We start from the raw sequence: 23,538 nt of genomic DNA, 5'->3' as shown, positions 1-23,538 counted from the left end.
GGTCCGGGTGATCGGCACACGGTCCGGCGACAGACGGCTGTCGGACCAGGGCAGGTGGGCCCCGGGTAACGTTCCCGGGGCCCACCGGTCTACCTGGTGGGGCGGGCGCGAATCCGGCGAGGAGCGAGGCGATGACGACGAGCGAGAAGTCCCCGGCGCCACTGGTCGAGAAGAAGTTCGACTGGCGGCCGGTGTGGATGGTGGGTCCGGCCCTGGCCATCCTCGCGGTGGTGATCGGGTATCCGGTCATCCGCGCGGTGTACCTGTCGTTCATGGCCGACCGCGGCCTGGACCCGGCCACGGGCATGTTCTCGGAGGGCGGGTTCGCCGGCTTCCAGCACTACCTCTACTGGCTGACGCAGGCCTGCCCCGCTCCCGGCGGCGACGGCACGGTCACCTGTCCGCCGGGCGTCTCGTCCGTGGACTTCTGGCCCGCCATGGGCAACACGCTGTTCTTCACCGTCACCACCGTCTCCCTCGAGACGGTACTCGGTTTCGCCATGGCCGTGGTCATGGGCAAGAGCATCTGGGGACGCTCCCTGCTGCGTGCCGCCGTGCTCGTCCCGTGGGCGATCCCCACCGCCGTCACGGCCAAGCTGTGGGCGTTCATCTTCGCCCCCAACGGGATCGCCAACACCATCCTGGGCACGAACATCGCCTGGACCACCGACCCGTTCTACGCCCGTATGGCCATCATCATCGCCGACGTGTGGAAGACCGCGCCGTTCATGGCGCTGCTCATCCTCGCCGGGTTGCAGATGATCCCCGGTGACGTCTACGAGGCGGCCCGCGTGGACGGCGCGTCCCGCTGGCAGCAATTCGTCCGCATCACCCTTCCGCTGGTGCGTCCCGCCCTCATGGTGGCGATCCTGTTCCGCACCCTCGACGCGCTGCGCATGTACGACCTGCCCGTCATCCTCGTGTCGGCCAACTCCAACTCGCCCACCGCGACCGTGTCGATGCTGGTGGTCAACGAGATGAGAATGGGCAACTTCAACAGTGCCTCCGCGATATCGACACTGGTGTTCCTGCTGGTCTTCGCCGTCGCGTACATCATGGTCAAATTCCTCGGCGCGAACGTCGTGGAGGATCGCACGGGCAAGAAGGGGGAGATCCGGTGAGTCACCGAGCGTCTGAACCGAGCACCTCGCCGACCACGCCGACGACCACCTCGTCGTCGTCGACCCGCGGCCCCGACCGGCGCCGCGACGACGAGGACATCAAGCCACCACGCAAACCGCTCGGCCCCACCGTCAGCACCTACGTCGGCGCGCTACTCATCCTCATCTGGGGACTCGCGCCGTTCTACTGGATGCTGGTGACCGCGTTCCGCGACAACCGGTTCATCTTCTCCGCCAGCCCGGTGCCCTCGCACCTCACGCTCGACAACTTCCGTGAGGCGCTGGCCACGGACGGCGGCAACAACTTCCTGGGCGCGATCATCAACTCCGTGCTCATCAGCTCGATCACCACCGCCCTCGCGCTGACGTTCGGCGTGTTCACCGCCTACGCCCTCGCCAGGGTCGACTTCCGGGGCAAGTTCCTCGTCACCGGGATCATCCTCGCCGCGTCGATGTTCCCCGGCGTCGCCCTGGTCACGCCGCTGTTCCAGCTGTTCACGGACATCGGCTGGATCGGCACCTACCAGGCGCTCATCATCCCCAACATCTCGTTCGCGCTCCCGCTGACCATCTACACGCTCACGTCGTTCTTCAACGACCTGCCGTGGGAGCTGGAGGAGGCCGCCCGCGTCGATGGTGCGACCCGCGGCCAGGCGTTCATCAAGATCATCCTCCCGCTCGCCGCGCCGGCCCTGTTCACCACCGCGATCCTGGCGTTCATCATCACGTGGAACGAGTTCGTGCTCTCGCAGCAGCTGTCCACGACCGCGACCGAGCCCGTGACGGTGGCGATCGCCCGGTTCTCCGGCGTCAATCCGTATCTGCCGCCGCACGCGGCGATCATGGCCGCCGGCGCGCTCGTCACCGTGCCGCTGGTGATCATGGTGCTGATCTTCCAGCGGCGGATCATCTCCGGCCTCACCGCCGGCGGACTGAAGAGCTGACCGGCGGTGGCTCGGAGCGGCGGTGACGCCCTGGGTGCCCGGCAGCGGCTGGAAGTCATCGGCGGGTTCGTCGGGTTCTTCACCGTGCTGGCGCTGGTCAACGCGGTGGGCTTGATCCTCACCGGGCGACCGTCGATCTTCGCCTCGCTCGTGCTGGTGCTCATGCTCGTGGCGTCGGGGTACACGTACCGGACGTGGCGCCGGGTCGACCGGGCGGTCAAGCGGGGCTGACCCGCCGTGGCCCGCGCCGACACGCGCCCGCCCCAGCCCGCCCGGCCCGCCCCGGTTCCAATCCAGCCTGAAATCCGCTACTCGGAATGCGGATTCGCTACGCCGATCGGGATAGCGGATTCGGAATCCAAGTAGCGGATTTCCGGCTCTTGTGACCTGTCCATGGGTCGTTCGGTGGATCTCGGGTAGAAGCACGCCGTTCTCGGCTTAGGTTTTGGGTGTCTAAGTCCAAACCGAAGAGCGGAGAACGGCGTGCGAGGTGTCAGCCTATGGCGTGCGGTGCTGGGCGTCGAGAGAACGGTTATCGAGAACGTCGAGTTCGACCACAACGAGCAGATCGTGGTCGCACATGTTCGCCCTCGAAGGGGGTACTGGGCCCGGTGCGGCGTCTGCGGGACGCCGGCGGCCCGGTACGACAACGGCGCTGGCCGACGCCGCTGGCGCAGTCTGGATATGGGCTCAACGATGGTGTTTCTCGAGGCCGATTCGCCGCGAGTGAGCTGCCCCGTGCACGGTCCCACTGTGCGTCAGGTGCCCTGGGCCCGCCACGGCGCCGGTCACACCAGACCCTTTGACCAGCAGGTCGCGTGGCTGGCCACGCAGTGTTCCAAGAGCGCCACGTGCCAGCTGATGCGCATCGCCTGGCGCACGGTGGGGTCGATCATCGCCCGCGTCTGGGCCGACACCGTCGCCGGTACCGATCCGTTGGCCGGTCTGCGGAGGATCGGAATCGACGAGATCTCCTACAAGCGCAACTACAAGTATCTGACCATCGTGGTCGATCACGACACCGGTCGCCTGGTGTGGGTTGCCATTGGCCGGGACAAAGCCACCGTGCAGGCGTTTTTCGACGCTCTCGGGGCCGACCGGTGTGGGCAGATCACCCATGTCACCGCTGACGGGGCGAAGTGGATCGGCGACGTCGTAGCCCGAGCGTGCCCCGAGGCGGTGCGCTGTACCGATCCGTTCCACGTGGTCAAGTGGGCCACCGATGCCCTGGATGAAGTGCGTCGACAGGTGTGGAACGAGGCCCGCGGCGACAAACGGCAACTGCGTGAACGTCGTCTGGCCAACAAGGTCAACCGGGCCCGCGGTTACGCCCGGGACATCAAGCACGCCCGATATGCGCTCTGGAAGAACCCCGAGAATCTCACCACCCGGCAGAGTGCCAAGCTGGCGTGGATCGCCAAGACCGAACCCACCCTGTACCGCGCCTACCTGCTCAAAGAAGGCCTGCGTCTGATCTTCCAACTCCCGATCGACGAGGCCAGAGACGCCCTGGAAGCGTGGATCAGCTGGGCCAGACGATGCCGCATCGAACGGTTCGTCCACTTGCAGCGCACCATCTGCACCTACAAGACCGAGATCCTTGCCTCGATCGAACACGGCCTCTCCAACGGGCTCATCGAATCGGTAAACACCAAGATCCGCCTCATCACCCGAATGGCCTTCGGCTTCCGTTCACCAGAGGCCCTCATCGCCCTGGCCATGCTCAACCTCGGCGGCCACCGTCCCACCCTCCCCGGCCGCCAAAAGGCCCACGCATGAGTCATAAGAGCCGGATTTCCGGCGCCGACGGGCAGGTTCAGCGCCGGCGCGCCGGCTTATCGCCCGTCGCGCCAGGCCACCAGCGACTCGACCAGGTCCAGCGGGTAGTCGGGGCCGTTGAGCCCGACCGTGAAGAGGGTGACGCCCTCGGCGTGCAGGTCCTCGGCGAGCCGCTTCGCCTCGTCGGGTGAGCTGGCCCCGCCGATCTCCGTCGACCGCTCGATCTCGCCCGGATCGCGCCCCACGTCCGCGCAGTGCCCGGCGAGCACCTCCGACTTGTGGCGGTAGGTCTCCACGTCGACGAAGGAGTGCCAGATGTCGGCGTGGCGGGCCACGTGCCGCAGGGTCTTCTTCTCACCGCCGCCACCGAGCAGCACGGGGATGTCCCGCGTCGGGGCGGGGGTGAGCGTGGCGAAGCGCTGCTCGATCCGCTCGAGGGAGTGCCCGAGGTCGTCGAGCCGCGAGCCCTTGGTGCCGAACTCGTAGCCGTACTCCGCGTAGTCCCGCTCGAACCATCCGCTGCCCAGGCCCAGGATGAGGCGGCCGCCGGAGATGTGGTCGACGGTCCGGGCCATGTCGGCGAGCAGGTCGGGGTTGCGATAGGTGTTGCAGGTGACCAGGGCGCCGATCTCGACGCGTTCGGTCTGCTCGGCCCACGCGGCCAGCATCGTCCAACACTCGAAGTGCGCGCCGTCGGGATCACCGTAGAGCGGGAAGAAGTGGTCCCAGTTGAAGACCACGTCCACGCCCGCGTCTTCGGAGCGTCGGACGGCGTCCCGGATCAGTCCGTAGTCCGGCGAGTGCTGCGGCTGGAGCTGGACGGCGATGCGGACCGGGCGCGTGGGGTTCGGGGTCATGCGCCCCATTGTGGGGCGTGGCGCCGCCCCGCGCACCCGGCCCGTGCGTCTCAGCGCTCGCGCTCCAGGACGAACCAGAAGTGCTCGCCCTCGTGCACGGTGCCGCGCCCGTTCATCACCGCGAGGAGGGTGTCGGGTCCGACGACGGCGAAGTGGTCGATCACCGGCAGGCGGTCGTACACCATGGAGGCGGTCGGGCGGCCGCGGAAGGAGACCTCCCACAGGGACGCCCCGCCCCCGCCGGTCGCCGAGGTGTCCGGCACGACCTCACCGGAGTCGTCGGTGACGAGGATCGGGTCCACCTTGCGGGCCTCGGTGAAGTCCTTGCCCCACCAGCGCATCTGCCCGAGCATGCCGAACATGGGGTGCCCGGTGTCCAGGCCGGTGCCCCTCCAGCGGCTGCCCGCGATGTCGTCGCGCGGCGACACCCGCGGTCCCGGCGGTCCCGGCCGCCCCGGCTGTACCGGCGGTGCTCACAGGCCGAGCGTCTTGCCGATGATGTCCCGCTGGACCTCGTTGGTGCCGCCGTAGATGGTGGAGACCACCGCCTGGCGGACCAGACGTTCCATCCCGTACTCGGTGGCGTACCCGTATCCGCCCATGGACTGCATGCACTCGAGCGTGACCCGCTTGCTCAGCTCGGACGCCTTGAGCTTGGCCATGGAGGCCTCACGCGGGAACAGGGCCGTGGGGTCGGCCTCGTCGACCTTCCTGGCGACCGCGTAGACGAGCAGGCGCGTGGCCTCGATCTCGGTGGCGAGGTCGGCCATACGGTGGCGGAGCACCTGGAAGGAGCCGACGGGGCGGCCGAACTGCTCGCGCTCCTTGATGAAGGTCAGGCAGTCGTCGAACGCCCGCTGGGCCACGCCGAGCTGCATGGCGGCGAGGATGAGGCGCTCGGTATTGAGCCCGGTCATGAGCTGCGCCCAACCGCCGCCGACCTCTCCGATGACGGAGTCGGCGGGCAGGCGGACGTCGGTGAAGTAGAGGTCGTTGACCTCCTTGCCGCCCATGGTCTCGATCCCGGTGATCTGCAGGCCCTCGATGTCCGCGGGCACGTCGAACATCGTGATGCCCTCGTGCTTCTTGCCCGACGAGTCGGTGCGGGCGACGAGCAGGATGCGGTCGGCGAAGTGGGCGTTGGAACACCAGGTCTTCTGCCCGTTGATCACCCAGTTGTCGCCGTCGCGCTCGGCCTTGCAGCGCAGGGCGGCGACGTCGGACCCGGCGCCGGGCTCGGACATCGAGATGGACAGGGTCCCGCCGTTCACGACCAGCTCGAGCGCGCGTTTACGCTGCTCCTCGGTCCCGAACTTCTGGTACGCGGCGGCCGTGATGAGGGTGGGGCCGATGCCGCCGATCGGGGCGAGGCCGCGCAGGGAGTGCTCGAGCAGGAGGCACAGTTCGACGGCGCCGGCGTCGGAGCCGCCGTACTCCTCGGGGACGGTCAGCCCCAGCCATCCGAGCTCGGCCATCTTGGAGTAGATGTGCGGCGAGTGGGTGCCGCCCTCGGTGGTGAGCTCGCGTCGCTCTCGACGCCGTCGACCTCGCGCGCGCAGAAGTCATCGATCGACTTGGCGAATTCACGCTGCTCTTCGGTGAGGATGTCGAACACTTCTCGCCTCGTTTTTCTGTGTGGTTGCCCCGGTATCTGGCACGGGGTGCCGGTTGGGTGCACACTGGACTACTGTGGCGCGTATCGCGGTACGCTACATCAAATATATGTGATCGGTAACGAGAGGACCTCAGATGACGACCACCGAGCCCAGCAAGACCGGCCCCACGTTCGCGAGCCTGGACCCCCGCGACGGCACCGTCCTCGCGGAGTACCCCGTCGCCGGTCCCGAGGAGGTCGCCCTCGCCGTGGAGCGTGCGCGTGCCGCGGCTCGCTGGTGGGCGAACCAGGGTCCGCGGGGTCGCCGTGAGTGGCTGCTGGAGTACAAGCGGGCGATCTCGTCCAGGGCCGAGGAGTTGGCGTCCCTGATCTCCGCCGAGACCGGGAAGCCGGACGAGGACGCGACCCTCGAGGTCATGCTCACCGTCAGCCATCTGGAGTGGGCGGCCAAGAACGCGGACAAGGTCCTGCGACGGCGCTCCGTCTCGGCCGGGCTGCTCATGAGCAACCAGGCCGCCTACGTGGAATATCAGCCCTACGGCGTGGTCGGCGCGATCGGCCCGTGGAACTACCCCGCGTTCACCCCGATGGGCACGCTGTCCTACGCCATGGCCGCGGGCAACGCGGTGGTGTTCAAGCCCAGCGAGCTCACGCCGGGTGTGGGCGTGTGGCTGGCGGAGGTGTGGGATTCCCTGGGCGCCTCCCAGCCGCTCATCCAGACGATCACCGGCGACGGCTCGACGGGCGCGGCGTTGTGCAGGGCGGGCGTCGACAAGCTCGCGTTCACCGGCTCCGCCGCGACGGGCCGGAAGGTCATGGCCGCCTGCGCGGAGACGCTCACGCCGGTCGTCATCGAGGGCGGTGGCAAGGACGCCCTGCTCGTCGACTCGGACGCGGATCTCGACGCGGCCGCCGACCAGGCGGTCTTCGGCGCCATGGGCAACGCGGGCCAGACCTGCGCGGGCGTGGAGCGGATCTACGTCCACTCGGACGTCCACGACGCGTTCGTCCAGAAGTTCACGGCCAAGGTCCGCGCGCTCACCCCGGGCAACTCGATCTCCTCCAGCTACGGGCCCATGACGCTGCCGGCGCAGGTCGACATCGTCCGCAGGCACGTCAAGGACGCGATCGCCAAGGGCGGCAGGGCCGTACTCGGCGGCGAGGACTCGGTCGGCGAGAAGATCATCGAGCCGGTCGTCCTCGTCGACGTCCCCGAGAACTCGTCCGCGATCACCGAGGAGACCTTCGGCCCCACCGTCGTGATCAACCCTGTCGCGGACCTGGAGGAGGCCATCGAGAAGGCGAACGCCAGCAGCTACGGCCTCGGCGGTTCGATCTTCACCGGCAACAAGAAGCGGGGGCTGGCCCTCGCGGAGAAGTTGGACGTGGGCATGGTGTCGGTCAACTCGTTCCTCGCGTTCGCCGGCATCCCGGCGTTGCCGTTCGGCGGTTCGGGTGACTCGGGTTTCGGCCGTATCCACGGCGCCGACGGGTTGCGCGAGTTCGCCCGCCCCAAGGCCATCACCGCGCAGAAGTTCGCGGCCCCGCTGAACCTCATGACCATGACCCGCAAGCCGCGTGACATCAAGATCGTCAAGTGGATGCTCGCGAACGTCCAGGGAAGGATGTGAGGTGAGATGACCGCCACCTCCGAGAGAACCGAGGAGGTGACGACGACGACGAGGGCCGCGGCCACCGAGCGGCCCGCCGTGCCCGGGGTGTTCGGACCGATCCCGGCCGACCTCGTCGCCGACGCCGCCGTCGACCACCCGCTCACGGCAGGGGTCCCGTTCAGGCCCGGGCGCTGGTACTGGCGTGATCTCATCGCGACTCTCGATCCGGTGGCGGACGCGGCGGAGATCCACCGCATCACCTCCGCGTACGAGTTCCCGTGGGACTATCAGCGGGCGCTCGAGCTGGCGCTGTACCGGACCTACTGCATCCCTTCGGTGTCGGCGGTCCTGGAGCAGGCGGGCAACTTCCGCGATCACCCGCAGAAGCGGTACGACGACACCGCGCTGCTCATGGTGGAGCTGGTCGAGCACGGGTACGACTCGCCCCGCGGCAAGGAGGCGCTGCGGGTGATCAACCGCCAACACGCGATGTACGAGATCACCAATGACGACATGCTCTATGTGTTGTCGACGTTCATCTACGAACCGCTCGAGTGGATCGATGCGAACGGCTGGCGGCGTCTGCATCCGAACGAACGGCTCGCGGCGTTCCACTTCTACCGCGCAGTCGGGGAGCGGATGAAGATCAAGGGGATCCCGCAGGGCATCGGGGAGTTCCGGCGCTGGCGGGACGACTACGAGGCGCGCACCATGCGCTACGCCCGGACCAACGAGCTCATCGGGACGTACACGCTCGATCTCATGTGTTCCTGGTACCCGGAGCCGGCCCGGCCGGTGGTCCGCAAGGTCGTGCAGGCGCTGATCGACGACGACATGACCCGCGCCTTCGGCTTCCCGTGGCAACCTCCGGCGTTCCGCGAGGCCGCCTACGCGGCGCTGCGGATGCGGTCGAAGGTGGTGCGGTGGCTGCCGGTCCGCCGCCGCGAGCTCGGGTCCCGTGGGACCGAGAACCGGACGTACCCGGGATACCCGGAGGGTTACCGTCCCGCCGACCTGGGGGCCTGCCCCATCCAGCCGCGCGACCGGGTGGTCGCCTGCCCGGTCGTGCACGCTCCAGCCGCCGGCTCCACCGGAGCCGCCTAACCCGGCGGAACTGCCGCCGCGCCCCGCGATTTCCGCACGTCGGGACGCCGAACCCGATGCCCGGAGAGGGTGCGTGACCCACGAGGGCGTGAGGGGCACATGGGTGCGCTTTCCGGGTTAGGTGGAACACGGTGTGATCTTGACAACACCGGCTACAGTGGGCATCGCGTAGCGACACTTACACATATATGTGATCGGATCCATGGTCGTTCTGGAGGGACGACGTCATCGCGGTCGGTTGCAGAAGGGATCAGTCGCCCATGCCAAGTCCTGAGGCCACCTCCGGTGGCACCTACGAGGAGGTCCAGCCGTGATCCGCACCCGATTCACCGAGGAGTTCGGCGTCCGTCATCCCATCGTCCAGGGCGGCATGATGTGGGTCGGCCGCGCCGAACTCGCTGCCGCTGTGTCCGAGGCCGGCGCGCTGGGGATCATCACCGGACTCACCCAACCCACGCCCGAGGACCTGGTCAAGGAGATCGCGCGCTGCCGGGAGATGACCGACCAGCCGTTCGGCGTCAACCTCACGATCCTTCCCGCGATCTCTCCGCCCCCGTACGCCGAGTACCGGCAGGCGATCGTCGAGTCGGGCGTGAAGATCGTCGAGACGGCCGGGTCCAATCCCAAGGACCACCTACCGGTGTTCCACGAGGCCGGCATCAAGGTGATCCACAAGTGCACCTCGGTCCGCCACGCGATCAAGGCCGAGCAGCTCGGTGTGGACGCGGTATCGATCGACGGCTTCGAGTGCGCGGGCCACCCGGGGGAGGACGACGTCCCCGGCCTGGTGCTCATCCCTGCCGCGGCGGCGAGGCTGTCCATCCCGATCCTCGCCTCCGGCGGGATCGCCGACGCCCGCGGCATGGTGGCAGCACTGGCGCTGGGAGCCGACGGCGCCAACATGGGCACCCGCTTCATGTGCACGGCCGAGTCGCCGGTGGCCGGGCAGGTCAAACAACAGATCGTGGCCAACACCGAGCTCGACACGAAGCTGATCTTCCGGACACTGCACAACACCGCGCGGGTGGCCGCCAACGCCGTCTCCGCCGAGGTCGTGTCGAAAGAGGCCCAGGGTGCCGAGTTCTCCGACATCCAGCACCTCGTCGCCGGAGCCCGCGGACGCAAGGTCTTCGAGGACGGCGACCTGGACGCGGGCATCTGGAGCGCCGGCCAGTGTCAGGGTCTGATCCACGACGTGCCCACCGCGGCGGAGCTCGTCGACCGGATGATGGCCGAGGCTGAGGAGATCATCACCGGCAGGCTGGCCGGGATGGTCGAGGCGGGGGAGACGGTCCGATGACCGCGACCGGACGTGACGCCATCAAGGTCGACCATGACGACCTGGGCGTGACCACGATCAGTATCAACCGGCCCGACCGGATGAACGCGCTCGACCACCCCACCGTCACCGCGCTGACCGAGCTCATCATCGAACACGGCAGCGATCCGGGCACCCGGGTCATCGTGCTTTCAGGGGAGGGCGGGGCGTTCACCACCGGAGCTGACCTGCAGGCGATCAAGGACGCCGGCGCGGACGCGCCCAGCCCCGACGCGACCATGGCCGGGGCCGCCGCACTGGTCCGCGCGGTCCTCACGGTCCCGGTCCCGGTAATCGCCGCCGTCACCGGCCCGGCGGCCGGGGTGGGCGTCTCGCTCGCGCTGGCCTCCGACCTCGTCCTCATGTCGGAGGACGCCTACCTACTGTTCGCGTTCACCAACATCGGACTCATGCCCGACGGCGGCGCCAGCGTGCTGCTGCCCGCGGCCGTCGGACGGTCGATCGCCTCGCGCATGCTGCTGCGTGGCGACGCCGTCTCCGCCGCGGAGGCCCACGACGTCGGACTGGCCATGGAGGTCCACCCGACCGCGGACCTCGAGCCCGCCGCCGCGAAGCTCGCCCGCCGACTGGCCCGGGGTCCGCGCCGCGCCCTGGAACTGACCAAGAGGGCCGTCACCGGGGCCACGCTCGCCGAGCTGGACGCGGCCCTGGCCAGGGAACTCGAGGGCCAGTGCGAGCTGCTGATCTCCCCCGACTTCGCCGAGGGCGTGTCCTCGATCCTCGAGAAACGGCGCCCGAACTTCTCCTGAACCGTCCCTCCTGTCACCTGCCCCTCCCGTCACCCACCGCCCGACGAAAGGCCGAGATCATGACCACCGCCACGGATCCCATCGCCGAACTCCACGCGGCACGTCGCAACAACTGGAACACGTGGGTCGCCACCCACGCCGAGATGCAGCCCGACGCCGAGGCGCTGCGGTTCCTCGGCCAGACCACCACGTGGTCCCAGCTGCACGACCGCAGCAACCGCTTCGCCGACGCGTTGGCCCGCCGCGGTGTGGGCAGGGGCGACCGGGTCATGCTCATCACGCTCAACAACCCGGAGTTCGTCGAGGCGGTCCTGGGCATCAACGAGCTGGGTGCCATCGCGGTCCCGGTGAACTTCCGTCTCACCCCCGGCGAGCTCGCCTACCTGGTCAGCGATTGCACGCCGAAGGGCGTCATCACCGACGCGATGCTCGCCCCGCTCGTCGGCGCGATCCGCGCCCAGGGCGAGGAGCCGGGCCACCACATCGTCATCGGCGGTGAACCGGGGACGCCCGACCAGACCACGTACGCGGACGCGATCGCGGAGGAGGGCCAGCCGCCGAGCCCGTCGACGTCCCCGAGGACTCCACCGCGCTCATCATGTACACCTCGGGCACCACGGGTCGCCCCAAGGGCGCGATGCTCTCCTACGAGAACCTCACGGCGCAGTCCCTGACCTGCATCCGGGTGTTCCGACTGTTCGAGGAGGACGGGCGCGCACTGTGCGCCGCCCCGATGTTCCACATCGCGGCGCTCGGCTCGATCGCGCCGAGCCTCCAACTCGGCGGCGTCACGGTGGTCCACCCGCTGCAGGCCTTCGACCCCGCAGCGGTCCTGGACACCCTCGAGGCCGAGCACATCACCAGCATCTTCCTCGTCCCCGTGCAGTGGCAGGCCGTCTGTGCCGAGCAGCAGGCCCGCCCGCGCAGCCTGGTGCTGCGCACCATCTCCTGGGGCGCGGCCCCGTCCACCGACACGATCCTGCGCGCCATGGCCGAGACCTTCCCGGACGCCCTGAACTGCGCGGTGTTCGGCCAGACCGAGATGAGCCCCATCACCTGTGCCCTCGACGGCGATGACGCGATCCGCAAGATCGGCTCCGTCGGCAAGGTCATCCCCACCCTCCAGGCCCGCGTCGTCGACGCCTTCGGCGAGCTCGTCGGCCCGGGTGAGGTCGGCGAGATCGTCTACCGCGGTCCCACCACCATGTCCGGCTACTGGAACAAGCCCAAGGAGACGGCGGAGGCCTTCGAGGGCGGGTGGTTCCACTCCGGCGACCTGGTCCGCATGGACGACGAGGGCTTCGTCTACGTGGTGGACCGCAAGAAGGACATGATCATCTCCGGCGGCGAGAACATCTACTGCGCCGAGGTGGAGAACATCATCGCCGGGCACCCGAGGATCCGCGAGGTCGCGGTGATCGGCCGCAAGGACGACAGGTGGGGCGAGGTCCCCGTCGCAGTGGTCGCCCAGAACGTGGAGGACGGCGTTGCCGATCTCACCCTCGAGGAGCTCAGCGAGTGGCTGCGGGACAAGCTCGCCGGCTTCAAGCTCCCCAAGCATCTGGTCCACGTCGACGAACTCCCCCGCAACGCCAGCGGCAAGGTCGTCAAGGGCACACTGCGTTCCGAGCACGGCACCGTGGGCGTCTGAGCTGGTGTCACGGCTCCCGTCCGACCACTCCGGGAGAGCAGGGAAGTGCTCACCAGCTCTATCGTCGGGCCGGATCCACAGGTGCGCGACCACCGGCTTCCTGCAGCGACCGTTCCGGGATGAACTCGGAATCCCGTGGAGTTCGCACGCGGCCCGACGAACTCCCCCGGACGGTTCGGACGGCCACCCACCGCATCCTGTTCAAACCGATCTGAGGTGGAGAGTGCGGACGGACCGATCACTGAAGTGGGACTCAGTGCTCGGGGTCGAGTTCCGGTGCGCGCTCGTCGTCCCACACGCCCGCTCGCTCGAGATGGGCGATGAGCAGACTCGCGCCACCGGTGAACTCGGCGTCCACCACTTCGTGGGCCGTCTCGACGTCGCCGTCACGCAGCGCCTCGAGCATGCGGCGGTTGTCCGTCAGTGCGCCCGCACGCCACTCGGGGTCGTCCGCGTACAGCCGGTAGGGCATGTAGCGGGCGGCGTTGGACAGGAACCGGGACAGCTTGTCCGAGCGGGAAGCCCGGTTGAGGCACCGGTGGATCGCGTACTGGGCGTGCACCACGCCGTCGGTGTCATCTGACGCGGATGCCTTCTCGAATTCGTCGATCAGACGACCGTGGAACTCGAGAGTTTCCGCGTCGTAGCGGGTGATGGCCCGGTCGACGATGCGCTTGGAGAGTTCCGCTTGGAGCCAGAAGATGTCCTCGATGTCCTGGCGGCTCATCGGCGAGACCAGGTAGCCGCGCCGCGGCACCAGATCGACGAGGCCCTCGCCGCGCAGGGTGAGTAGTGCCTCCCGGACCGGGGTCACGCTCACCCCGAGTGCGGAGGCGGTCTCGTCGAGCCGGATGAAGGACCCCGGGCGGACATCGCCGCTCATGATCCGAGTCCGCACGTGGTCGGCGACCTCCTCGGAGAGCTGCGGGCGCTGGCCGAGTCGTGTGGGGGCCACGTCCGCCACCTCATTCCACAAGAGAAGGGCACCCACCCGGAGCGCCGAGACCGATGATCTAAATCAAATATATCTGTAGTGGCTCACACTACCTCGCCGGGGGCGGGGCATCCACCCACCGCCGAGAAGGGTTCACGTGAAACATCTCTCGCTCGCCTTCGTTTCGGTTATGACAACCCTCGACCGGCCCGTCTCCTCGGGGCGCTGCAGCGCGGGTCGGAATCGGCGACAGTTCGGCGGTGGCCCCGCGGCGACCGTCGGCGACCCGCGAGTGGCGCCCCCGACCCGCGACATGGAGCCCGACCCGCGACATGGAGCCCGACCCGCGACATGGAGCCCGACCGGCGGGGCACGGTGTCCGACCGGCGGGGCGCCTGGACCTGCCCCGCACCGGGACCGGCCGAGGGGAAGGATGCGTTTACGCGCAGCGACGTCGGCCGTGCCACTCGAGCGTGCGATGCGCGGACATCCGCACGAACTTTCCTGCGGAGAGGGCCGAATAGCGCGGAGGGGCTGCGGGGCGGCCACAGCCGGGCGAGACTGGGCCCATGACGTCAACCGAGAACCGTCCCGCCGTCCGTACCGAGCGCCGGGACCACGTCCTACTCGTCACCCTCGACCGCCCGGAGGCCCGCAACGCCGTCAACGGCGAGGTCAGCACGCTGCTGGGCAACGCGCTGCACGAGGCGGACACCGATCCCGAGATCCGGGTCGTGGTGATCACCGGCGCGGGAGAGCGGTCGTTCTGTGCGGGCGCCGACCTCAAGGCCATCTCCCGGGGTGAGGACATCTTCCCGGCCGAGAACCGGCAGTGGGGATTCGCGGGGATGATGCAGCAGTACGTCTCGGTCCCCGTGATCGGCGCGGTCAACGGCACCGCACTGGGTGGGGGCTGCGAGATCGCCCTGGCCTGCGACCTCGTGGTGGCCGCCGACCACGCGGTGTTCGGTCTGCCGGAGGTGCGGCGTGGGCTCATCGCCGCCGCCGGTGGCGCGTTCCGGCTGCCGGCCCAGCTGCCCCACCGGGTGGCCATGGAGATGATGCTCACCGGCGAGCCGATCACCGCCGGGCGGGCGCTCGACCTGCACCTGATCAACCACGTCGTCCCGGCCGACCGGCTGCTCGACACCGCGCTCGAGCTCGCCGGGACCATCGCCGCCAACGCGCCGCTGGCGGTCCAGGGGACCAAGCGGGTCGCGCTCGGGATCACCGACGGCGGGCGTCCGGCGGAGGTCGACCAGTGGAAGGTCAATGACACGGAGATGATCACCGTCATGACCTCCGAGGACGCGGCCGAGGGCCCGAGGGCGTTCGCGGAGAAGCGTGCCCCGGTGTGGAAGGCGCGCTGAACCCGGATCCGATGAGACCCATCCCCCAGCCCGACCGGATGTGAACTCCGCCCCCCGGCCCTACATTTCCGTTATGGAAGCAGTGTTGAGGTCGATGGTCGTCGAAGAGGACCTGCACGTCCTCGACACCGCGAGCAGGGAGTTGACGCCCCGGGCGGCGGAGTTGCTGGCCCTGCGGGGTGGAGGTGGCTCGGGAGAGGAACTGCGCAACTGCGTCATCCGCGCCGCGACCGCCCCTGCCGGGTCCGCGACGGAGCTGCGGTCGGCCCTCCGCGCGGAGCGGGCGGGGCTCAACGGGGCGGGGGCCGAGCTCGGGCTGGCGGTGGTCGCCGCCGGGGCCGTCCCGCTCGTGCCCCCCGGATCCGCCCTCGTCGACGAGACGCCGAGGACTCGTCGACTCCTGGCCGACTACGAGTACCTGGCCCGGGATCAGATCTACTGTGGCGTCCGGATCCGGGTCGAGGCCCATGGCGCAGACGAGGCTGTCGCGGTGTCCTGCCGGATCGCGCCGTACCTGCCGGTGTTCCTCGCGCTCACGGCGAGTTCGCCGTTCCTGAGGGACGGGTCGGACTCCGGCTACGCGAGTTGCCGCTCGGTGGCGGCCTCGCAGTGGCCCACGGCGGCGCCCGTGGCGGGCGTGTGCTCGGCCGCCGAGTACGACGAGCTGGTGGCCGACCTCGTGGCCAGCGGGGTGGTCGTCGATGCGTCGATGGTCGGCTTCGGCGTGCAGCCCGGGGCCGACCGGCGGTCCGTGGAGCTGCAGGTGGGTGACGCCTGTCCCTCCGCCGACGCCACCGTTCTGGCCGCCGCTCTGTTCCGGGCCCTCGTCGAGCGCGAGGCGACCGCCGTCGCCGACGGCGCCGGGTCGGCGGCCCCCGCCGAGACGAGGCTGCGGGCGGCCCTGTGGCGCGCGGCCCGGTCGGGCCTCGAGGGTGATCTCGTGGACCCCGTCACCTTCCGGGCCCGGCCCGCCACCGACGTCGTCTCGGATCTGGTGGAGTCCCTGACCGGCGAGTTGAACCGGTCGGGTGACCTCGACACCGTGCGCACCCTGCTCGACAACGCGCTCTACAACGGCAGCAGTGCGTTCCGGCAGCGCCAGGCCCTCCGCCGGCGGGGGCACCCCCACGACGTGGTCGACCTGCTCGCGGCGGAGACCGCCGGGATCAGCGGTCCCCGGTCGGCGGTCCCCGATGCCCACTCACGACTGTTCGGCGTCTACGAACCGATCGAGGGCCTCGACGCCGACCCGAGCTGGGACGAGGCGGTCGAGGAGGGGGGTGCCCCCCCGTGAGGCCTACGCTCCCGTGATGTCGGCCCTGGACCGGGCGGGCACCGTGCGGCTCCGGTCGCGACAGGTGACGGCGGAGAAGGAGGCCTCGGTGGCCGGGGTGACGTTCCGGGTCACCGGACAGGAGCGGCCCCAGGCGTTCCCCATGGACTTCGTACCCCGCATCATCTCGCCCGAAGTGTGGCGGGTGCTGGCCGCCGGCACGGAGCAGCGCGCCCGCGCCCTGGACGCCTTCCTCGACGACATCTACGGCCAGCGCGAGTTCGTGCGCGCGGGGCACATGACGCCCGAGTCCCTGGACCGCGCCCCCGGTCACCGCAGCACGGGACGCGTACAGCGGCCGGGTCGGACGCGGGCGCACATCTGCGGGATCGACCTGGTGTGCGGGGACGACGGCACGTGGTTCGTGCTGGAGGACAACGTCCGGGTGCCCTCCGGGATCGCCTTCTCCCACGCCCTGCGACAGATGACCACCTCCCTGTTCGGCGACCTCACGGGCGGGTTCGATCTCCACGCGCCGGACGAGGCGTTCGGCATGATCCGCGAGACGCTCGAGGCGGCCGCGCCGCCGGCCGCCGGGGACGAGCCGCAGCTCGCGGTCGTCTCCTCCGGGCCGACCGACTCGGCCTGGTTCGAGCACCGACTCATCGCGCAGCGCACCGGACTGCCGCTGGTCACGCCCGACCGGCTCACCTTCCGGGACGGGGTGCTGCACCATCGCGCGGGCCGCGATCTGCACCGGGTGGACGTCATGTACGCCCGGATAGACGAGGACATGCTCCTCAGCTCGCCGGGCGACGAGGGCATCCCGCTGCGCGACGGGCTGCTCGACGCGCTCGGGGCCGGACGCCTGACCATCGCCAACGCCCTCGGCAACGGGGTGGCCGACGACAAGGCCGTCTACGCCTCCGTCCCCGCCATGATCGACTTCTACCTGGGGGAGACCCCGATCCTCGAGCAGGTCCCCACCTACCTGTGTGCCGACCGGACGCAGCGGGACCTCGTGTTGAACCGCCTCGGCGAGCTGGTGGTCAAGCCGATCGACGGGTACGGCGGACTCGGGATCACCATCGGGCCGGAGTGCTCGGAGGCGGAGCTGGCCGCCCGCCGGGAGGACCTGCTCACCCGGCCGGAGGGGTTCATCGCCCAGGAGGTCGTGCCCCTGTCCACGTTGCCGACCTTCGACGGGACCCGGATGCAGCGCCGGCACGTGGACCTCCGCGCGTTCGCCCACGTCCGACGCGAGGGGGGCAGGACCACCGCGCACGCGGTCCCGGCCGGGCTCACCCGGGTCGCGCCGGCGGGATCGATGATCGTCAACTCCTCGCGGGGCGGCGGCGGCAAGGACACGTGGATCATGCGGTGACCCCCGCGCCGGGCGCGGAGAGCTGCTGCGGGTGCGGGTGCGCCCGCGTTCCCTTAGCGTGGGAATGATGACCGACGCACAGCGATGGATCAGAGTCGAAGAGGAACTCCACCTCGTCGACACGAGGACCCGGCGACCGGTTCGGCGGGCAACGGACGTGCTCGCCGCTCTCGGCGACACCGGGCAACGGGGACAGGAGGGCCACGTCCGGCCGGAGCAACACGGCGCGATCGTGGTCGCGGACGCGGGCGCCCACACCGGGCTCGGCGAGCTCGGGGACGCCCTCCGCCGTAACCGGACCCGCCTGGCGGAGGCCGCCAACGGACTGCGGACCGGGGTGGTCGCGGCAGGGTCGCTGGCCTCGCCCGGAGTGGAGTTCGACCCAGCGCCGCAGGACCCCCACCCCGCGCCGGGCCGCGAGTCGCAGACCCGCGCCTCGGCCGGCTTCCGGGTGGTGATCGAGACCGCCGACGCCGACGAGGCCCAGTACGCGGCCCGACGGGTCGCCGCCCTCGCGCCGGTGCTGCTGGCACTGTCGGCGAGTTCCCCCTACTGGGCCGACGGCACCGACTCCGGGTACGCCTCCACCCGCTACTTCGAGAGCCAGTGGTCGCCCGCACACCTGCCCGCCTATGCCGCCGACACCGCCGACGAGGCGCTGGCCTGCGAGGACGAGATCGTCGCCACCGGCGTGGTCGCGGGACGGGAGGGGATCGCGGTCGACGTCCGCCCCTCCCGGGACGGGGACGGGATCGAACTCGTGGCCTGCGATTCGTGCAGCACGATCGACACCCTCGTCGTCGTCGCCGCCCTGTTCCGCGCGGCGGTCGACCGCGTCCTCGCCGAACGGGACGCCGCGCAGGGCGCCGGATCCGTTGGGTGGGACGGACCCTCCGACGCCGTGCTGGCCGCGGCGTTCTGGCGCGCCGCACGCTCCGGACTCGAGGGGGACCTCGTGGACGTGGCGACCGGGCGCCCCCGCCCCGCCACCGAGGTGCTCACCGGACTGGTCGACGACCACGTCGACCACCTCCGGGCCGGAGGCGAACTCGACCTGGTGCTGAACCTGCTCGACGGGGTCCGCGGTTCCGCGACCTCGGCGACCCGCCAACGCGCGGCGCACCGCCGACGGGGACGCCGCAGCGACGTGATCGCCGTCCTGCTGGCTGAGACCGTCGAGCGGATCCGTCCCCGGGACACCGCCGACGACCGCGGGATGCGACACATGCTCGCCTCCTACTCGCCGCTCGGCGAGGCGGTGACCGAGGAGGTGCACGACGAGGCCATCTCCGAGGACGGCAATCCGCGGCCCGAGTACGTGGACCTGCTCAAGGCCGTGTCCGACCTCGGTCCCGAGGTCCTGTGCGAGCGCAAGGAGCAGGTGGACGACAGACTGCGCTCCATGGGCATCACGCTCAAGGTGTACGGCAAGGACGAGCCGCAGGTCTTCCCGCTGGACTCGGTCCCGCGGATCGTCCCGGCCGACCAGTGGGCACGGATCTCCGCGGGCATCGAGCAGCGGGCGCGCGCGATGGAGATGTTCCTGCGCGACATCTACGGGGCGGGCGAGATCAGCCGGGCCGGCGTGGTCCCCGCCGAGGCGCTCCAGCGCGCACCGGGGTTCCGTCCCACCGGACGCGCGGTGCCCGAGGGCGTCCTGCACGCCCCGGTGTGTGGCGTGGACCTGGTCTCCACGGCGCCGGGCGAGTGGATCGTGCTCGAGGACAACCTGCGGATGCCCGGGGGGATGGCGATGGCGGTCGCACTGCGCGACCGGATCGCCGAGGGTTTCCCCGAGTTCGGTGCGCGGTCGGAGGTCCACGACCCCCGCGAGGCGCTGGCGATGCTGACCGACACCCTGCGGGCGGCCGCGCCCGAGGGGGTCGACGATCCCGCCATCGGCGTGGTGGTCGCCGAGGACGAACTCGAGGCGTACGACCTCAAGAGTGTCACGGAGGCGGTCGGTGGCACCCTGGTGACGCCCTCGGACCTGGTGTGCGAGGACTCCGCCCTGTGGCGGATCGAGGGCGGGGAGCGGCAGAAAATCGACGTGCTCTACGTCCGTATGGACGAGGAGATGCTCCTGTCCTCTACGGGTGCAAATGGCACCGCGCTGCGCAGTGGGCTGCTGAACGCGATGGCGGAGCACGGCGTCGCCGTGGTCAACGCGCCCGGCAACGGTGCAGCCGACGACAAGGCGATCTACGCGATGGTCCCGAAGATCATCGACTTCTACCTGGGCGAGAAGCCTCTCATCGGCCAGGTCGACACGTACCTGTGCGCCGACCCGGACCAGCGTCGACAGGTCCTCGACCGGCTCGGCGAGCTGGTCGTCAAGCCGATCGACGGCTACGGCGGGTCCGACATCACCGTGGGTCCGGAGTGCTCACCCCGCGAGCTCGACGAGCGCCGGGACGAGCTGCGCCGCCACGGCGACCGGTTCGTCGCGCAGGAGGTGCAGCCACTGTCCACCCTGCCGACCTTCGACGGTCACGAACTGCAGCGTCGCCACGTCGACATGCGGGCATTCGTCATGTTGCGGCACGGTGAGGGGGGAGACATCCTCGCCTCGGCCCCGCCCGTCGCACTGACGCGCGTGGCCCCGGCGGGCACCATGGTCGTCAACGCCTCGAGCGGAGGCGGCGGAAAGGACACCTGGATTCACCGTGCCTGACACCACCGAGGTCGAAGTCGAGGTCACCGAGGAGGCCGAGTCCCGCGACGTCGCGGGACCACCCGACGACGCCGCCGGGGGGCCCACCCAGATCCGTCACACCACGTCCCCCAACCTGTCGCCCGACGGCTCGATGCTGGCGTGTGTGGTCACCGAGCGCACCGGCTACCCGCGCGCCGTGCAGCGGCCGCTGGGGCCGGGTGGGCTGGACGGGGCCGGGCCGGAGCGCGACGTGGTCCTGCCCGTCGACGGCCCCGTGCGTCGCGTGGCCTACTCGCCCAACGGCAGGTGGCTCGCCTGCGAGGTCGCCCCGGACGGCGGCGAGCGCGAACGGATCTGGCTGGTCACCACCGACCCTGACGATCACGACGTCTACCCCGTCGACACCGTGGGCGACGCCACCGTCCAGATCGTCGGCTGGGACGGCGACCTGCTCGCGGTGACGGCGTTCGACTCCGAGGGCCTGGCCGAGGGCCGCCTCGTGGACCCCGAGACCGGGGAGCACACCGTCGTCGACCGACGGATGGGCGGCGCACTGGTCCACGCATGGGACGGTGCCGCGCTGTTCCGGGTGGGTGCCCGGGGTAACCGCGAGTTGCTGCGCATCGTCCCCGACGGCCGGTGGTGGCCATTGCTGCCCGTCGACACCGGCTCCACCACGGACGCCGGGGTCATCCTCGACGCGGGGGATGCCGACCGCCCCATGCGGATGATCGTGCGCAGCGACCACTCGGCCGACCGGATGGGCCTGCTCGCGGTCGAGGCCGACGAGGACTCCACCGAGTCCTGGCCGGTGGCGTTCCGCAGGGACGCCGATCTCGACAAGGTCGAGGTGAGCCTGGACCGCTCGACCGCGGTCCTGTTGTGGAACGTGCGCGGCGGCCTGTCGGAGATCGAGGTCCTCGACCTGCGGCCGGAACGCCCCCGGGTCATCGTCCGGCCGCCGCTGCCCGAGGTCGTGGCGTCGTCTCCCACGCTCACCGCCGACGGCCGGTTGCTCGCGCTCACCGTCCAGAGCCTCGACCAGCCTCCCCGCACCGTCATGTACGACGTGGACAACCGCAGGTGGACCGGGCGGCCGCCCGAGCAACCCGACCCCGCGCCGACGTTGGTCGAGTTCACCGCCCGTGACGGACTCCAGCTCAGCGGCTGGCTGTACCGTCCCGACATCGCTGACGAACCGGGCCCGACCGTGGTCCACCTCCACGGCGGTCCCGAGGGGCAGTCGCGCCCCGGGTACAACGACATCGCCCGCCGCTACCTCGACATCGGCGTGAACTACTTCCTGCCCAACGTGCGCGGCTCCACCGGCGCCGGGCGCTTCTACAGCCACGCCGACGACCGCTACGGGCGGTTCTCGGCGATCGACGACGTCGAGGACGCCCTGCTGCACCTGATCGACGAGGGCATCGCCGATCCCGGCCGGGCGGTGGTCTCGGGCCGGTCCTACGGCGGCTACCTGGTCAACGCCACCCTGGTCCGCCACCCCGGACGGTGGTGCGGGGGGATCGCCGCATGCGGGATGAGCGACCTGCAGACCTTCTACCGCACCACCGAGCCGTGGATCGCCGCGGCCGCCTACCCCAAGTACGGCAACCCGCTCCAGGAACGTGAGCTGCTGCGGGAGGCCTCGCCCCTACGGCGGTATCACCACGTCGACGTCCCGATGCTCTTCGTCCACGGCGCGCACGACACCAATGTGCCGCTCAGCGAGACCGATCAGGCCGTGGAGTTCCTGCGCCGGCGCGGCGTACCGGTGGACGTCCTGCTGTTCGAGGACGAAGGTCATGAATTCGTGAAATTGGCCAACCGGCAGCTTCTCGGCGACCGGGTGGTCCAGTTCTGCCAGGAGGTGTTCGATGTTCGGACGCAAGAAGAATGAGACCCCCGACCCGACCGGGTTCGAGGGCCGGCTCGTCGAGTGGCGGCGGCACATCCACGCCCACCCCGAGCTGTCCTACGAGGAGCGGGAGACGACCGAGTACATCGAGGGCGAGCTCCGATCGATGGGGCTCAAGCCCGAGCGGTTCGAGGTGGGCACCGGGCTGTGGTGCGACGTCGCGGCCGCCGACGGGGCCACGTCGACCGATGTGGTGGCGCTGCGCGCGGACATCGACGCGCTGGCCATGAGCGAGGAGTCCGGCGAGTCCTTCTCCTCCGAGGTCGAGGGCGTCAGCCACTCCTGCGGGCACGACGGCCACACGGCGATGCTGCTGGGCGCCGCCGAGATGCTGGTCGCCGACCCGCCGCCCCGCCCGGTGCGCCTGATTTTCCAGCCGGCCGAGGAGACGATGCCCGGCGGTGCCAAGGACTGCGTCGAGGAGGGCGTGGTCAAGGGCGTCGACCGCATCCTCGCGCTGCACTGCGACCCGCACCGCCGGGTCGGCGAGGTGGGCGTGACCGGCGGGGCCATCACCTCGTCCAACGCCAAGATCGGCATCACCGTCCACTCGGACGGCGGGCACACCGCGCGTCCGCACGAGACCCAGGACACCGTCTTCACCCTGGCCCAGATCGTCACGGGCGTCACGGGCGTGATCGACCGACGGATCGACCCGCGGTCGGGCACCGTGCTCACGTGGGCCTCGATCAAGGCCGGCGGGTCCGCGCCCAACGTCATCCCCGACTCGGGCGAGATCTGGGGCACGCTGCGCAGCGCGGACCGCGATGTGTGGGCGACCGTCGAGCCGCTGGTCCGCGAGACGGTCGAGCGGATCGGTGCCCTGTACGGGGCGCGCACCGAGGTCGAGTACATCCAGGGTGTGCCGCCCGTGGTGAACGACGACGAGTGCGCCGACCTCGCGGCGAAGGCCGTCGAATCGGTGCTCGGAACCGACGGGGTGGGCACCGCCGACCAGTCCAGCGGCGGCGAGGACTTCGCCTGGTACACCGAGGAGATCCCCGGCGTGTACCTGCGGTTGGGGGTGTGGGACGGCGAGTCCGAGGAGACGGACCTCCACCATCCGGGCTTCGTGCTGGACGAGCGGGCGCTGGCCCACGGTGCCCGCATCTTCGACGCGTTCGCCCGCCTCGACCGCCCCGCCTGAGCCGGCGGGGCGACTCCCGGCCGCGCGCGCTCACCCTCCCGCCCTCGGGCGCTCACCCTCCCGCCCTCGTGCGCTCACCCTCCC

General features: G+C 70.2%; 17 protein-coding genes and 2 pseudogenes. 15 read left to right on the top strand and 4 right to left on the bottom strand.

What is annotated here, in order from left to right; all coding sequences use genetic code 11:
* Nucleotides 1-131: 131 nt before the first annotated feature.
* From G6R20_RS16110 to G6R20_RS16095, 4 genes are all read left to right on the top strand, one after another.
* A complete protein-coding gene (locus tag G6R20_RS16110; RefSeq protein WP_163376979.1) occupies nt 132-1,121 on the top strand; it encodes a sugar ABC transporter permease in 990 nt (329 codons plus the stop codon).
* Entirely contained in the window at nt 1,118-2,065 is a 948-nt protein-coding gene (locus tag G6R20_RS16105) for a carbohydrate ABC transporter permease (protein ID WP_235027836.1), read from the top strand. Before G6R20_RS16110 ends, G6R20_RS16105 begins: the two co-directional genes overlap by 4 nt.
* Nucleotides 2,066-2,071: 6 nt before the next feature.
* Nucleotides 2,072-2,296 (top strand): hypothetical protein, encoded by a 225-nt coding sequence (locus G6R20_RS16100; protein WP_120285617.1) that lies wholly within the window; start codon nt 2,072-2,074, stop codon nt 2,294-2,296.
* A 252-nt stretch (nt 2,297-2,548) separates the two neighbouring features.
* Nucleotides 2,549-3,844, top strand: a complete 1,296-nt coding sequence (locus tag G6R20_RS16095) for an ISL3 family transposase (RefSeq protein ID WP_163376978.1) — start codon at nt 2,549-2,551, stop codon at nt 3,842-3,844.
* Nucleotides 3,845-3,900: 56 nt separating this feature from the next.
* Here the strand turns inward: G6R20_RS16095 and G6R20_RS16090 are convergent, their stop codons facing one another.
* The 3 genes and pseudogenes from G6R20_RS16090 to G6R20_RS16080 form a co-directional block, all read right to left on the bottom strand.
* Entirely contained in the window at nt 3,901-4,701 is an 801-nt protein-coding gene (locus tag G6R20_RS16090) for an LLM class F420-dependent oxidoreductase (RefSeq protein WP_061228349.1), read from the bottom strand.
* 50 nt (nt 4,702-4,751) lie between these two features.
* Complete coding sequence (locus G6R20_RS16085; RefSeq protein ID WP_163376977.1) at nt 4,752-5,129, bottom strand: DUF4334 domain-containing protein; 378 nt, start codon at nt 5,127-5,129, stop codon at nt 4,752-4,754.
* A gap of 45 nt (nt 5,130-5,174) precedes the next feature.
* A pseudogene (locus G6R20_RS16080) lies at nt 5,175-6,316 on the bottom strand (acyl-CoA dehydrogenase family protein).
* A gap of 134 nt (nt 6,317-6,450) precedes the next feature.
* Here G6R20_RS16080 and G6R20_RS16075 point away from each other — a divergent pair.
* The 5 genes and pseudogenes from G6R20_RS16075 (at nt 6,451) to fadD5 (ending at nt 12,772) form a co-directional block, all read left to right on the top strand.
* Nucleotides 6,451-7,947, top strand: a complete 1,497-nt coding sequence (locus tag G6R20_RS16075) for an aldehyde dehydrogenase family protein (RefSeq protein WP_067720070.1) — start codon at nt 6,451-6,453, stop codon at nt 7,945-7,947.
* A gap of 6 nt (nt 7,948-7,953) precedes the next feature.
* Nucleotides 7,954-9,033 (top strand): oxygenase MpaB family protein, encoded by a 1,080-nt coding sequence (locus G6R20_RS16070; protein ID WP_163376976.1) that lies wholly within the window; start codon nt 7,954-7,956, stop codon nt 9,031-9,033.
* Between the two features lie 313 nt (nt 9,034-9,346).
* Nucleotides 9,347-10,333: a nitronate monooxygenase family protein gene (locus G6R20_RS16065; RefSeq protein ID WP_205475924.1), complete on the top strand. Its 987-nt coding sequence runs from the start codon at nt 9,347-9,349 to the stop codon at nt 10,331-10,333.
* Nucleotides 10,330-11,121, top strand: coding sequence for an enoyl-CoA hydratase-related protein (locus tag G6R20_RS16060; RefSeq protein ID WP_163376974.1), 792 nt, complete (start codon nt 10,330-10,332; stop codon nt 11,119-11,121). The genes G6R20_RS16065 and G6R20_RS16060 overlap by 4 nt, the downstream gene beginning before the upstream one ends.
* A gap of 59 nt (nt 11,122-11,180) precedes the next feature.
* Nucleotides 11,181-12,772: pseudogene (gene fadD5, locus G6R20_RS16055) on the top strand (fatty-acid--CoA ligase FadD5).
* 253 nt (nt 12,773-13,025) lie between these two features.
* Here the strand turns inward: fadD5 and G6R20_RS16050 are convergent.
* Nucleotides 13,026-13,727 carry a GntR family transcriptional regulator gene (locus G6R20_RS16050; RefSeq protein WP_043566242.1) on the bottom strand — a complete coding sequence of 234 codons (702 nt, stop codon included), beginning with the start codon at nt 13,725-13,727 and terminating at the stop codon, nt 13,026-13,028.
* Nucleotides 13,728-14,275: 548 nt separating this feature from the next.
* Here G6R20_RS16050 and G6R20_RS16045 point away from each other — a divergent pair.
* From G6R20_RS16045 to G6R20_RS16025, 6 genes are all read left to right on the top strand, one after another.
* The gene (locus G6R20_RS16045) at nt 14,276-15,076 is read left to right on the top strand and encodes a crotonase/enoyl-CoA hydratase family protein (RefSeq protein ID WP_067720055.1); all 801 of its coding nucleotides are present in this window, start codon (nt 14,276-14,278) and stop codon (nt 15,074-15,076) included.
* Between the two features lie 73 nt (nt 15,077-15,149).
* Nucleotides 15,150-16,370: a glutamate-cysteine ligase family protein gene (locus G6R20_RS18890; RefSeq protein WP_240341517.1), complete on the top strand. Its 1,221-nt coding sequence runs from the start codon at nt 15,150-15,152 to the stop codon at nt 16,368-16,370.
* Nucleotides 16,371-16,386: 16 nt separating this feature from the next.
* The gene (locus G6R20_RS18885) at nt 16,387-17,733 is read left to right on the top strand and encodes a circularly permuted type 2 ATP-grasp protein (protein ID WP_240341516.1); all 1,347 of its coding nucleotides are present in this window, start codon (nt 16,387-16,389) and stop codon (nt 17,731-17,733) included.
* A 67-nt stretch (nt 17,734-17,800) separates the two neighbouring features.
* On the top strand, nt 17,801-20,407 hold the full coding sequence (locus G6R20_RS16035) for a carboxylate--amine ligase/circularly permuted type 2 ATP-grasp protein (RefSeq protein ID WP_163376973.1): 2,607 nt from the start codon (nt 17,801-17,803) through the stop codon (nt 20,405-20,407).
* Nucleotides 20,400-22,289: a prolyl oligopeptidase family serine peptidase gene (locus tag G6R20_RS16030; protein ID WP_163376972.1), complete on the top strand. Its 1,890-nt coding sequence runs from the start codon at nt 20,400-20,402 to the stop codon at nt 22,287-22,289. Before G6R20_RS16035 ends, G6R20_RS16030 begins: the two co-directional genes overlap by 8 nt.
* The gene (locus tag G6R20_RS16025) at nt 22,267-23,454 is read left to right on the top strand and encodes a M20 family metallopeptidase (RefSeq protein ID WP_163376971.1); all 1,188 of its coding nucleotides are present in this window, start codon (nt 22,267-22,269) and stop codon (nt 23,452-23,454) included. The genes G6R20_RS16030 and G6R20_RS16025 overlap by 23 nt, the downstream gene beginning before the upstream one ends.
* The last annotated feature ends 84 nt before the right edge of the window (nt 23,455-23,538 follow it).

Origin of the sequence: Dietzia sp. Alg238-R159 (genome assembly GCF_900537145.1) — a bacterium.
Classification (GTDB): Bacteria; Actinomycetota; Actinomycetes; order Mycobacteriales; family Mycobacteriaceae; genus Dietzia; species Dietzia kunjamensis.
This window is presented reverse-complemented; position numbering and strand designations above follow the sequence as displayed.

Excerpts from the sequence above, each read along its gene's own strand:
- G6R20_RS16110 (WP_163376979.1), top strand. The coding sequence starts at position 132 with ATGACGACGAGCGAGAAGTCCCCGGCGCCACTGGTCGAGAAGAAGTTC.
- G6R20_RS16090 (WP_061228349.1), bottom strand. The coding sequence starts at position 4,701 with ATGACCCCGAACCCCACGCGCCCGGTCCGCATCGCCGTCCAGCTCCAG.
- G6R20_RS16075 (WP_067720070.1), top strand. The coding sequence starts at position 6,451 with ATGACGACCACCGAGCCCAGCAAGACCGGCCCCACGTTCGCGAGCCTG.
- G6R20_RS16070 (WP_163376976.1), top strand. The coding sequence starts at position 7,954 with ATGACCGCCACCTCCGAGAGAACCGAGGAGGTGACGACGACGACGAGG.
- G6R20_RS16060 (WP_163376974.1), top strand. The coding sequence starts at position 10,330 with ATGACCGCGACCGGACGTGACGCCATCAAGGTCGACCATGACGACCTG.
- G6R20_RS16045 (WP_067720055.1), top strand. The coding sequence starts at position 14,276 with ATGACGTCAACCGAGAACCGTCCCGCCGTCCGTACCGAGCGCCGGGAC.
- G6R20_RS18890 (WP_240341517.1), top strand. The coding sequence starts at position 15,150 with ATGGAAGCAGTGTTGAGGTCGATGGTCGTCGAAGAGGACCTGCACGTC.
- G6R20_RS18885 (WP_240341516.1), top strand. The coding sequence starts at position 16,387 with ATGTCGGCCCTGGACCGGGCGGGCACCGTGCGGCTCCGGTCGCGACAG.
- G6R20_RS16035 (WP_163376973.1), top strand. The coding sequence starts at position 17,801 with ATGACCGACGCACAGCGATGGATCAGAGTCGAAGAGGAACTCCACCTC.
- G6R20_RS16025 (WP_163376971.1), top strand. The coding sequence starts at position 22,267 with ATGTTCGGACGCAAGAAGAATGAGACCCCCGACCCGACCGGGTTCGAG.